Annotated in this window: 8 protein-coding genes and 1 pseudogene; all 9 read left to right on the top strand. The window is 66.0% G+C overall.

The window, feature by feature from the left end:
- Positions 1-69: 69 nt before the first annotated feature.
- Positions 70-489, top strand: coding sequence for a 30S ribosome-binding factor RbfA (gene rbfA, locus J5226_RS18700; protein WP_215836008.1), 420 nt, complete (start codon positions 70-72; stop codon positions 487-489).
- Positions 490-708: 219 nt separating this feature from the next.
- On the top strand, positions 709-1,656 hold the full coding sequence (gene truB / locus J5226_RS18695) for a tRNA pseudouridine(55) synthase TruB (protein WP_255322851.1): 948 nt from the start codon (positions 709-711) through the stop codon (positions 1,654-1,656).
- A 277-nt stretch (positions 1,657-1,933) separates the two neighbouring features.
- Positions 1,934-2,194: a 30S ribosomal protein S15 gene (gene rpsO, locus J5226_RS18690; protein WP_057947342.1), complete on the top strand. Its 261-nt coding sequence runs from the start codon at positions 1,934-1,936 to the stop codon at positions 2,192-2,194.
- Between the two features lie 259 nt (positions 2,195-2,453).
- The gene (gene pnp, locus J5226_RS18685) at positions 2,454-4,562 is read left to right on the top strand and encodes a polyribonucleotide nucleotidyltransferase (protein ID WP_215836007.1); all 2,109 of its coding nucleotides are present in this window, start codon (positions 2,454-2,456) and stop codon (positions 4,560-4,562) included.
- Positions 4,563-4,928: 366 nt separating this feature from the next.
- On the top strand, positions 4,929-5,162 hold the full coding sequence (locus J5226_RS18680) for a hypothetical protein (protein WP_215836006.1): 234 nt from the start codon (positions 4,929-4,931) through the stop codon (positions 5,160-5,162).
- Between the two features lie 120 nt (positions 5,163-5,282).
- Positions 5,283-5,516, top strand: a complete 234-nt coding sequence (locus J5226_RS18675; RefSeq protein WP_215836005.1) for a hypothetical protein — start codon at positions 5,283-5,285, stop codon at positions 5,514-5,516.
- Between the two features lie 376 nt (positions 5,517-5,892).
- Positions 5,893-8,613, top strand: a complete 2,721-nt coding sequence (locus J5226_RS18670; RefSeq protein ID WP_215836004.1) for a DUF11 domain-containing protein — start codon at positions 5,893-5,895, stop codon at positions 8,611-8,613.
- A 491-nt stretch (positions 8,614-9,104) separates the two neighbouring features.
- Positions 9,105-11,636 (top strand): DUF11 domain-containing protein, encoded by a 2,532-nt coding sequence (locus J5226_RS18665; RefSeq protein WP_215836003.1) that lies wholly within the window; start codon positions 9,105-9,107, stop codon positions 11,634-11,636.
- Positions 11,637-11,736: 100 nt separating this feature from the next.
- Positions 11,737-11,874: pseudogene (locus J5226_RS18660) on the top strand (S1 RNA-binding domain-containing protein); the annotation flags it as partial.
- Positions 11,875-12,345: the final 471 nt, after the last annotated feature.

Here is a 12,345-nt window from a genome sequence, read left to right as displayed (position 1 = left end):
GGTTTTCGGTTCCCCGAGTTCCCGCAGTCCCCTGGTTCCCCTTTTTCCCTATTCCCGCTTTCGCTCCTAATGCCCAGCAAATCGTTCCACCGCACCGACCGCGTCTCCGCTCAGCTCCGTCGCGAGCTGGGCACGCTGGTGCGCGAGGCCGTGCGCGAGCACGGCCTGCCGTCGGTCAGCGTGTCCGACGTCGAAATCACCCGCGATCTAGCCCATGCCAAGGTGTTCGTGACCGCGTTGCAGCCGGAGCGTTCGGCCGAAGCGGTCAAGGCGCTGAAGGAACTCGCGCGCGAGCTGCGTTTCCAGCTCGGCAAGGCGATGAAGCTGCGGCACGTGCCGGAGCTGCATTTCCACTACGACGATTCGGTCGACCGCGGCGAGCGCATCGAGCATCTGCTGCGCGAGGCGCCGGTGTCCGCTGAAGACGCCGCAACCGATGCGGACGCCGACGACGCGTCCGACGGCGAAGAAGAGCAGGGCAAGGACTGATCCGCCCTGCCGGACCGCGCGGCCGCCCGCTCGTTCGCGGGGCGCGACCGCCGGCTCCGCGGTCCCCATTGGTTCTCGCATCCCGCCGCCGGTCGGCTCCGGCGGCCGCTTCGTGTCCGCGGCGCGCTTCACGCGTCCGTTCCGGCGCAGTATGCGAGCATCCCGAGACGTTGACCCGCGCGCCGGCATCCCGGCCGCCATCCTGGGGCGAAGGCCTGCTTGAACACCACGCGCTTAACCACGACGCGTAAACGCACCTGGCGCAACGTCGACGGCCTGCTGCTGCTCGACAAGCCGCAAGGGCTGAGCTCGAACCAGGCGCTGCAACAGGCGCGCCATCTGTTCCGCGCCGAGAAGGGCGGCCACACCGGCAGCCTGGATCCGCTCGCGACCGGCTTGCTGCCGCTGTGCTTCGGCGAGGCGACCAAGATCGCCGGCCTGCTGCTCGGCGCGCGCAAGGCCTATACGACCACCGCCGTGCTCGGCCTGACCACCGACAGCGACGACGCCGACGGCGCCCCGCTGCGCGAGCGGCCGGTGCCCGAACTCGACGATGCGGCCATCGAAGCCGCGCTGGCGCCGCTGCGCGGCGTCATCCTGCAGCGCGCGCCGATCTTTTCCGCGCTCAAGCAGGGCGGCGAGCCGCTGTACGCCAAGGCCCGCCGCGGCGAGGCCATCGAGGCGCCCGAGCGCGAAGTCGCCGTGCACTCGCTGACCCTGACCGGCCGCGACGGCCCGCGCCTGGAACTGCACGTGGAATGCGGCTCCGGCACCTACGTGCGCAGCCTCGTGCGCGACCTCGGCGAGGCGCTGGGGTGCGGCGCCCACGTGGCGACCCTGCGGCGGTTGTGGGTCGAACCCTTCCTGCAGCCGGCGATGCTTACCCTGGACCAGCTGCGCGAGCTGGCCGAGCGCGGCGACGACCGCATCCTCGACGCCTTGCTGCTGCCGATCGAGGCCGGCCTGAGCGGATTCGAACAGGTCGCCCTGGACGCCGCCGCCGCCCAGCGCCTGGGTCACGGCCAGGCCGTGGCCTGCGCCGAGGGCGAGCCCGGGCTGGTCGCGATCTACGGCGAAACCGGGCGCTGCCTGGGGCTGGGCCTGCGCCAAGCGGGCGGACGCCTGCAGCCGCAGCGGCTGTTCCGCTGGGCCGCGCAGGGCGGCTGATCGCGGCGACAAACTGAACAGGCATTCGTCCGGCACCGCGAAGGTGCCCGCGAATCGCCCGGACGGTTCCGATTCGTATCGGCCAAAGGTCGCAATCGTCGCAGCGGGCTGTTACAATCTCGCCGCTTTTCAAGCACTTCCAACCCTAAGCGGTTGCGCGAGCGGCGCGAAGAGCGATTCCCAACCATAGCAAGCGGCGGGCCAGGCGGTGCGTCGGAGCGGCAATGACCGCGCCGATTCGCTTCTGCGGGCCGCGCATCCAGATAGAGAAGACACCATGTCGATCGACACCCAGAAAGTCATTGAAGACAACAAGCGCGGCGCCAACGACACCGGCTCGCCGGAAGTCCAGGTCGCCCTGCTGACCGCCCGCATCGAACAGCTGACCGGCCACTTCAAGGCCCACAAGCAGGATCACCACAGCCGTCGCGGTCTGCTGATGATGGTCAACCGCCGCCGCAGTCTGCTCGACTACCTCAAGCGCAAAGACAACGAGCGCTACAAGGCCCTGATCGAGAAGCTCGGTCTGCGCCGCTAATCGGACACCCAACCGCGGCGCAGCGATGCGCCGCGGTTTGTTTTGGCGGGGACGAAAACCCCGTTTGGCGATGCAGGACGCAGCGCCGCCAGCGACGAAGCGCGAGCGCGGTCGTCGAACTGGACCGGCCTTCGGGCCACGTGCGACGCGGCGCGGAGCGCGCGCGCGACACAACCATCCTCAGGTCGCTTGCGCCGGCGGCCGACCGGAGCGGGGCACGGGCCCCGACCGGAACGCATAGATACCGAAGGAACCCAACGTGGCAAAAATTACCAAGACCTTCCAGTACGGCAACCATCAGGTGACCCTGGAGACCGGCGAAGTCGCCCGTCAGGCCAGCGGCGCCGTGATCGTCAAGATGGACGACACCGTGCTGCTGGTGTCGGCCGTCGCCGCCAAGAGCGCGCGCGAGGGGCAGGATTTCTTCCCGCTCACCGTCGATTACCAGGAGAAGTTCTACGCCGGCGGGCGCATCCCGGGCGGCTTCTTCAAGCGCGAAGGCCGCGCGACGGAGAAGGAAACGCTGATCTCGCGCCTGATCGACCGTCCGATCCGCCCGCTGTTCCCGGAAGACTACCGTAACGAAGTGCAGATCATCGCCACGGTGATGTCGCTCAATCCGGAAGTCGACGGCGACATCCCGGCGCTGATCGGCGCCTCGGCCGCGCTGGCGCTGGCCGGCACGCCGTTCCAGGGTCCGATCGGCGCGGCCAAGGTCGGTTACAAGAACGGCCAGTACCTGCTCAACCCGACCGCGGCCGAACTGGCCGATTCCGAACTCGAACTCGTCGTCGCCGGCACCTCCAACGCCGTGCTGATGGTCGAATCCGAAGCCAAGATGCTGTCCGAGGACGTCATGCTCGGCGCGGTGATGTTCGGCCATCGCGAGATGCAGAAGGTCATCAACGCGATCAACGAACTGGTCGTGGAAGCCGGCACCAAGCCCTCGAGCTGGGAAGCCCCGGCCAAGAACGACGCGCTGATCGGCGCGCTCAAGGACGCCGTCGGCGGCCAGCTGGCGCAGGCCTTCCAGGTCCGCGACAAGCTGCAGCGCCGCGACGCCATCTCGGCGATCAAGAAGGACGTGCTGCTGTCGCTGGCCGGCCGCGCCGAATCCGAAGGCTGGAGCGCGGGCGAACTGTCGAAGGAATTCGGCGAGCTCGAATACCAGACCATGCGCAGCTCGGTGCTCGACACCAAGATCCGCATCGACGGCCGCGCGCTCGACACCGTGCGCCCGATCGCCTCGAAGGTCGGCGTGCTGCCGCGCACCCACGGCTCCTCGCTGTTCACCCGCGGAGAGACCCAGGCCATCGTGGTCGCCACCCTCGGCACCGCGCGCGACGGCCAGATCATCGACGCCGTCTCGGGCGAGTACAAGGAACACTTCCTGTTCCACTACAACTTCCCGCCCTTCTCGGTCGGCGAGTGCGGCCGCATGATGGGCCCGAAGCGCCGCGAAATCGGCCACGGCCGTCTGGCCAAGCGCGGCGTGCTCGCCGTGATGCCGACGATGGAAGAATTCCCGTACACCATCCGCGTGGTCTCGGAAATCACCGAGTCGAACGGTTCGTCCTCGATGGCTTCGGTCTGCGGCAGCTCGCTGGCGCTGATGGACGCCGGCGTGCCGATCAAGGCGCCGGTCGCCGGCATCGCCATGGGTCTGGTCAAGGAAGGCGACAACTTCGTCGTCCTGTCCGACATCCTGGGCGATGAAGATCACCTCGGCGACATGGACTTCAAGGTCGCCGGCACGTCGGAAGGCATCTCGGCGCTGCAGATGGACATCAAGATCCAGGGCATCACCGAAGAGATCATGAAGGTCGCGCTGCAGCAGGCCAAGGCCGGCCGCCTGCACATCCTCGGCGAGATGGCCCACGCCATCACCACCTCGCGCTCGGAGCTGTCCGAGTACGCGCCGCGCCTGCTGACGATGAAGATCCACCCGGACAAGATCCGCGAAGTGATCGGCAAGGGCGGCTCGACCATCCAGGCGATCACCAAGGAAACCGGCACCCAGATCGATATCCAGGACGACGGCACCATCGTCATCGCCTCGGTGAACGCCGCCGCCGCGCAGGCCGCCAAGGCGCGCATCGACCAGATCGTTTCCGACGTCGAGCCGGGCCGGATCTACGAAGGCAAGGTCGCCAAGATCATGGACTTCGGCGCGTTCGTCACCATCCTGCCGGGCAAGGACGGCTTGGTGCACGTCTCGCAGATCTCCAACGAGCGCGTCGAGAAGGTCTCCGACAAGCTCAAGGAAGGCGACGTGGTCAAGGTCAAGGTGCTGGAAGTCGACAAGCAGGGCCGCATCCGCCTGTCGATGAAGGCCGTGGAAGAAGGCGAGGGCGTGCCGGCGGCGTAAGCCTCCGCGCCATCGTCGGATCATGAAAAAGCGGGCTTCGGCCCGCTTTTTCTTTGCGCGGCGAAAAATCGCGGCTTGGGGTCGGGTAACGATGCGCTCGTTTTGTCGCCGGCGCGGACACGATGGCGGGAGCCTCGCCGGACGTGGGTCTTCAGACCACTGATCCAATGCCGCGTAGTGCAAGTTCGAGACCGTCGGTGGTGCCTTGCCGTGGGCGCTCGGGCTGGGGCCTGGGCGCCGCCGCCCAGGCAGAGACGGGGTGGACGCGGGCTGGCCGGTTGCCGGCCAAACGTCTGGCCGGCGGTAGCCCGCCATCGGACGGAACGAAATGCCAGATGGCGGTGACCGCGGGGCACCGCGGTTCGCATGCGACAAGGCGAAAAGCCTGGACGAGAGTCGCGTTTGCGTGTCGCCTTCGCGGCAGACATCGCGGCAGACATCGCGGCGCTGAGCCTGTGTTCGGCGACTCCGGCGCGGGCGCAGGCGACGCACCAATGCGCCGCAGGCAATGCGCAAACCGCGCTGGCCGCTACCTTCATGACCGGCCAGGACTCCGGTTCCTATGTGCGATGTCCTGATTTGCGGGCGATGGGCGAGTGATCACGGTGTGGGCGAATCGAAAACGGGGAAAGCGCCCTCCGGACCTTCGATTGCACGGTGAGCCGGTACACAAAGGGCTAGCCATCGCAAGCGTAGGGTCATCTCACACAGGGTTCAGCGATGAAAGCAAAACACCACTTGGCGCGGTCTGCCGGTTCCACCCTGCGCCGCGTCATGGGCATGGTTGCCTTGGTGCTCGGCTCGGTGCTGCCGTTTTCCGTCGCCCGGGCCCAATACCGCGAGGTGTTCGGCACGGATAACAGGGCGATTCCCATGGGGCGCTGCGGCGCGGTGCGGCAGGGGGATACCTGCAAGACGCTGACCGCCACGACCTTCAACTGCGCGGTCAATTGATATGTGTCTATTAGCGGCGAAGAACCGGTCCAAGCCACGCGGGATTGTGCTTGTCGCCTTTGTGCTTGTCGCCTTTGTGCTTCTGATGGCCGCATTTTCTGCCCATGCCCAGAGTACTTGCGGGGCCGGCGGTAGCGTGACGAACGGCAGATTTGTGGCGGGCTGGTTCAGCAATCGCCCGGCAGGTACGCTCAAGCAGGATGGCGTGTGGCCCGATCCGGCGAATGACCCGTCGGCAGCGACGATCAATTATTGGGATACCAGCCCTCCCGGCGCCAATCAAGCGGTGGTTGCCAGCGCTGCAAATTTCTTCACCGGCCCTGGGCTGGGCTGTTCCTTATATGCGAGGGATGGCTGGGCTTGCAGGGGGGTGGGAGTGGGCTCCACCTACGCTCAGGCGATTACCAATCAGGTGTATGCGCAGTATCAGATCACGACCCCTGCCACACTCAATACCGCCACGTTCTTTGATTTGGTTGGGCTTGGCTCCACCGGAACAAGCGTGTTTCAGTTTGCAGTGCAGGCTTCCACCAAGGCCGATTTCTCGAGCTATACGACACTTGCCCAGGATCTGACCGTTAGCACCACCACCGGGGGCTATCAATACAAGCCATATCCCACCGCCGAGTATCCGTATCTGGCGCCAAGCACGACCTACTATTTTCGCGTCTATTTGTACAACCGCACTGGGAGTATCGTCGATGGGGGAGTCGCACCGAATTCGGTCTATTACGACGATTTCCAGATCGGAACAGCGCTTTGCCCGACTACGTTGCGATTGTCCAAGGCCCTGGGCGGCGGCCGTGTGGCTAATACCGACCAATTCACCGTCGCCATCCGCACTGGCAGCGCAACCGGCACGGTGGTGAATTCGACCGCGAACGCGACGACGACGGGAACGGGCTCGACCGTTACCGCCGGCACGGGCACGACCGGAACCTTCAATGCCACGTCGGGCACGCAGTATTTCCTCACCGAAGCCGGCTCCGGCGGCGCGCAGCTGGCGAACTACGCGGCGAGAATCACCTGCACGGACGCCAACGGCCTGCAGGCCGGTCTGCCGAGCGGCGTGGCATTCAACGGTTCGCTGGCGATCACGCCCGTGCGCGGCGCGGCGATTTCGTGCACGTTGACCAATACGCCGTCGCGGCTGACCTTGCTGAAGACGGTAGTGAACGACAACGGCGGCACTGCGCTTGATACCGCGTGGACGCTGACCGCCACGGGACCTACCAATCTGAGCGGCACCGAAGGCGCTGCGGCGGTGACCAATGCGACGGTGAACCCCGGCGCGTACACGCTGGCCGAAACCAACGGCCCGACCGGTTACACCGCCTCGCAATACAGCTGCGTGGTGAACGGCGCCGCTGCGGTGGTCGGGAACAATCTGAGCTTGGCGGCGGGCGACACCGTGATCTGCACGATCACCAACGACGACCAACCCGTGCATCTGACGCTGACTAAGGTGTCGAACGGCGGCACCGGTGCGTTCCAGTTCGCAGGAACGAACGGTATCGAGAATCAAACGATCACCACGACAGCGGCGGGCGGAGCGGGCACGAGCGGCACGCAACAGACGCTGACGGCCGTGGCGACAGCGACCAGGGTGACCGAGACCGTGCCGGCGGGCTGGGCGTTGACCGGCGCGAATTGCACCGTGACCGCTCCCGGCGGCGCGGCGCAGTCCGCCACAGGCACCTTCGATGCGGCGACCTCGAGTTTCAATCTGTCGGTTCAGGACACCGCGACGGGCAATGCGATCGCTTGTACCTTCACCAACAACCGGCTGTCGCAGCAATTGAGCCTGGCCAAGGAGTGGGGCGCGAACAGCCCAGCGGGCCACACCGCCGGGGCGACGACCGCCGGTGCGACCAACAACGCCGGCTTCGCCTCGACCGCTCCCACTGCGACCACCGGCGTCGCCGCGACCGTGTTCGCCGGCGAAAGCGTCACGTTGCCGGTGGAAACCTTCGCCGGCGGAGCGAGCCAAGCGCAGTACGACACGACGGTGGCTTGCACGGGCGGCACCACGCTGGCGGCAAGCGCGCCGCCGCAGACGATCGTGGTCAGCGACAGCGCGACGGCGACGGTGTGTACGTACACCAACACCCCGCGTACCGCGACGCTGCAATTGGCCAAGGCGTGGGCGAGCGGCAGCGTGGATGGCCATCGGGTGACTATCGGAGCGACCACCGGCGGCATCAACAATACGACGACCTTCGACGCGACGGCGCCGATAGCGGCGAACAGCGGAAACGCTGTGACGGTCATGGTGGGCGACGTAATCGCCTTGCCGGCGGAAACCGGTGCCGATGCGGCGAACTACACCACGACGTTGGCCTGCACCGGCGGCCATGCGTTGTCGGGCAACGACGGCCAGCAGAACGGCAATACGCTGACGATCACCAGCACCAACGCGGCGGAATGCACCTACACCAACACGCCGCGCACGACGACGCTGACGCTGCGCAAGCAATGGTCCGGCGCGACGGTCGGCGACACCGCCACGGTGTCGGTGTCGCGCGGCGGCGCCGCAGTCGGGACGCTGGACTCGCGCGCCGATACTTCCAACGAGGTGGACGCCTCGGCGACGCCGGTGACGGTGTTCGCGGGCGAAACGCTGACGCTGCAGGAAGCCTTGGCGGGGGCCAACACGGGCCAGTACGACAGCGCGTTGGCGTGCACCGGCGCGGCCGATACCAACCCGGACGATGGCTTGACCATCGCCGCGGACGACGGCGTGATCGTGTGCACGTTCACCAACACGCAGCGCACGACGGATCTGTCGATCACCAAGACCAACACACCGACGAGTGGAGCGTCGGATCAGACCGCAGACACGGTGGTGGGCGGCACGAACACCACCTACAGCGTGGTGGTGACCAATCACGCGGCGACGGCGGTGACCGGTGCGGTGGTGCGCGATACGCCGCAGGCCGGTTTGGATTGCCCGGCGGCGAATGCGGTGACGTGCGCGGGCGCGGCATGCCCGTCCGGGGCGATCACCGTGGGCGATCTGACGAACGGGGTGACCTTGGGCCAGTTGGCGGCGGGCGCGACGGCGACGTTGAGCTTCACCTGCGCCGTGCAGCGCTGAAGCTGGAAGGGAGTCGGTATCGTCAGCCAGCAGGCCAAGGCTGCCGCCTACCGATGAAGGTTGAAGAAGAGGACGAGGGGCAACGACCCGCCTTCAGGCTATCACTGGACCATGAAAAAGCAGGCTTCGGCCCGCTTTCTCCTTGGGGTTGCGGCACGGTGAGATCACTGCGGGTTTCGTACATGCGCGCATCGATCAGAAGGTGGTGCAGACGAGTGACCGTAAGCTCTGCGGCCTCAACGGTTTCTTGCCGCCGCGTTGACGAGCGACTTTCCGCGTGCGACGCGGTCCGCCCCTGCGGGCGAACCGAGGTTTGGTCGCGAACGTCCGCTTTTTGCCGCGAACTTCGATTGCGTTGGATAGAGCATGTGCTGCATTTCGTTACAAGGCATATGGGGCGGCAGGGGGCGTATTGGGGAGGCTGTCCGTGCCCAGCGCTGCACAAAGAGCAAAGAAACAGAGCGCTACGCTCTTCAGGACCGAACTAAATAATGAGTATCTTCGCGCGCGACTCAGGTGCCTGGCCCGGCGTCTGCCCCGAAAAGTTCGCTGGTACCGGCTTGAAGGCTCGGCTTGGTATTGGCCTGCGCTTAACGTGGTCGTTTGTCGTGAGCGGCTTGATCAGGAGCGTCGAGTCGATGCGGAAGTCTTATGGAGTTCTTGGGTTGCGTGCTTGCGCGGCGCTGTTGTTGATGTGCGTGGTGGGACACGCATCCGCGCAAGAGCCGACATGCTCGCAAGGCGCAACGGTATCCGGAACGTTCGTCGCGGGGTGGTTCCACAACAATCCCGCGCAAGGCCGCGGTCAGGACGGTTACTGGCCGAACGCGCCTGCCGGCAGCCTCATTTATGGTCCGCCGACCGCGGATGCCGCGGTTGTGAGCGCTGCTGGTCCGGAAGTCGTGGGTTCCGGCTTGGTGGCCTCGGCGACGAACGGCACTTCGAGCTGGGGCACGCGCTTCATCTATCAGGCAGCCAGCGGCACGTTGCGAAACTCGACTTTCGCCGACGCGGTCGCCAATAACCGATTTTTGACTTACAGCTTCACGACCCCTGCCGACTTGTCCCCGCGTACGTTCTTCAAACGTACCGGTTTCGGCGGGTGGGGGTTGGAACGATGGCAATACACCGTCCAGGTTTCCACGGTGGCCGATTTCAGCAGCAATGTGACTACTATCACTAACGCTGCAACGGTCAATGGCGGCGGCGCACTCGACCGATACGCCTTCGTTGCGACCGATACCGGCGCGTTTCCTTTCTTGCGGGCCAACACCACTTATTTCATCCGGGTGTACTTGTTCAACCAAACCCAGGATCCTTATCCCGGAAATCCTCCTTTCGCCGCCGCTTTTTTTGACGACTTCCAGATCGGCACCGGGACCTGCCCGTTGCCTACGTTGACGGTGACAAAATTGTCGAACGGCGGCACAGGCACATTTAGCTTCACCGGAACCAACGGCTTCAGCGCGCAGAACATCACGACCGCCACCGCGGGCACCGCCGTCACCGCCGCGACTCAGCGGCTGGGCGCGACCAACACTGCGACGACGCTGACCGAGACGCTTCCGCCTACCGGCTTTGTGTTGAGCGGCATCCGCTGTACCGGCCTGCCATCCGGCACTCCCACTTATTCGGTCAATGGCGCCAGCGGAGGCTCCGTCGTACTCCCCAGCTCGGCGATGACCGCGACGGCCGACATCGCCTGTACGTTCACCAACACGCTGACGGCGCCCGTGACTTTGAGGAAGGCATGGGTCAACGGTAAGGCCAATGACGCGGTGAGTCTGTCGATCGCCGGAGGCAGCGGCGCGACCACGGGCAGTTCGGTGGCTGGCGGCGCATCGACGAATGCGACGGCGACGGCGAACGTGGGCGCGACGGTAACCTTGACCGAGGCGTTCACGACCGGCGTGGCGGGTAACTACACTACGACCATCGAATGTGCCGACGCGAACAATTCTGCGGTGACGGTGAGCGGAACAGGGATGTCGCGGACGATCACGGTGCCGTCGACGGCAGTGACGTGCACCTACACCAATAGCCGCATCGCGCAGCAGTTGAACCTGGCCAAGAGATGGGAGCCCGGTGCAGTCGACGGCCACACTGCGAGCGCCACCACTACTGGCGGCACGGCGAATCCGGCGTTCAGTTCGACCGCGCCGGCGGCGACGACGGGCACGGCTGTGACGGTGTACGCAGGCGATGTGGTGGCCTTTCCGGCGGAGACGTTCGGTGGCGGTGCGATCTCTGCGAACTACAACGTTGCAGTGGCCTGTGCTGGCGGTAGCGAGTTGCCTAGCGGCGCGGTCGGCCGTAGCGTGACCATTGCGGCCAGCGCTACCGCGACGACCTGCACCTACACCAATACACCGATCCTCAAAACGGTGGCCCTACGCAAGCAATGGTCCGGCGCGCGGTTGGGGGACGATGCATCGATCACGATCTCGCGCGCCGGTTCGGTATTTGGGACGTTCGACTCGAATGCGGACGCGGCGAATGAAATCGATACCGATCCGATTGCGGCGGACGTCCTCGTAGGTGAGACAGTACGATTGGCGGAAACATTGGTCGCAAGCAATAGCGGCTTATACGATAGCGCGCTGACTTGCACCGGCGCGGCCGATACCGATCCGGCCGACGGCTTGACCATCGCCGCAGGCGACGGCGTGATCGTGTGCACGTTCACCAACACGCAGCGCACGACGGATCTGTCGATCACCAAGACCAACACGCCGGCGAACGGAGCGTCGGATCAGACCGCAGACACGGTGGTGGGCGGCACGGACACCACCTACAGCGTGGTGGTGACCAACCACGCGGCGACGGCGGTGATCGGTGCGGTGGTGCGCGATACGCCGCAGGCCGGGTTGGATTGCTCGGCGGCGAATGCGGTGACCTGCGCGGGCGCGGCGTGTCCGCCAGGCGCGATCACCGTGGGCGATCTGGCGAACGGGGTGACCTTGGGCCAGTTGGCGGCGGGCGCGACGGCGACGTTGAGCTTCGCTTGCGCCGTGCAGCGCTAAGGCTGGGGGCACTGAAGGCGGCAGGCAGCCAAGGCCGCATCCGTATGTTGATGAAGGCGCTCTAGGAGGAGCTGGGCAGCTCCCCCGGCGATTCCGAAACGAACGCGTCGAAAAGGTTTCCGACAAGCTCAAGGAAGGCGAGGTGGTCAAGGTCAAGGTGCTGGAAATCGACATGCAGGGCCGCATCCACCTGTCGATGAAGGGCGTGGAAGACAGCGGGGGCGTGCCGGCGGCGTAAGCCTCCGTGCCATCGTCGGATCAAGAAAAAGCGGGCTTCGGCCCGCTTTTTCTTTGCGTGGGGGGAATGCGCGGCGCCCGGTCGCGTAATGGCCCGATTCCGCCGCCGCGCGCGACAGCGGCGGCCGCACGAAGCGCGGGCCAAGGGGGGGGCGATCTTGAGATCGCGTGTACTCGAATCCGGCCTTCAAATATCGCCGATCGTCGAGTTCGCGGCGTCGCTGCCCGGGCGTCGATACGCGGCGGGCACACCTGTCGCGCGGAGCCGCGCCGCGCCCGATGTCGGCATGCTATGGCGACCAGGAGTCCGCTTTGCTGAACTGCGCGGCTCAAGCAGCGGCCGGCCGACGCCATGCGGGGCCGCGAACGTGTCCGCCGGCGACCCGGCAACCATCGGGGTATACGCGCTGCCGCCGTAAGGCACCCCGGTGCCTCGGCCCGATCGCCCAGCAACGGGCGTTTCACTGCTGCC

The sequence above is a fragment of the Lysobacter sp. K5869 genome (genome assembly GCF_018847975.1).
In the GTDB taxonomy this organism is placed as follows: Bacteria; Pseudomonadota; Gammaproteobacteria; order Xanthomonadales; family Xanthomonadaceae; genus Lysobacter.
This window is presented reverse-complemented; position numbering and strand designations above follow the sequence as displayed.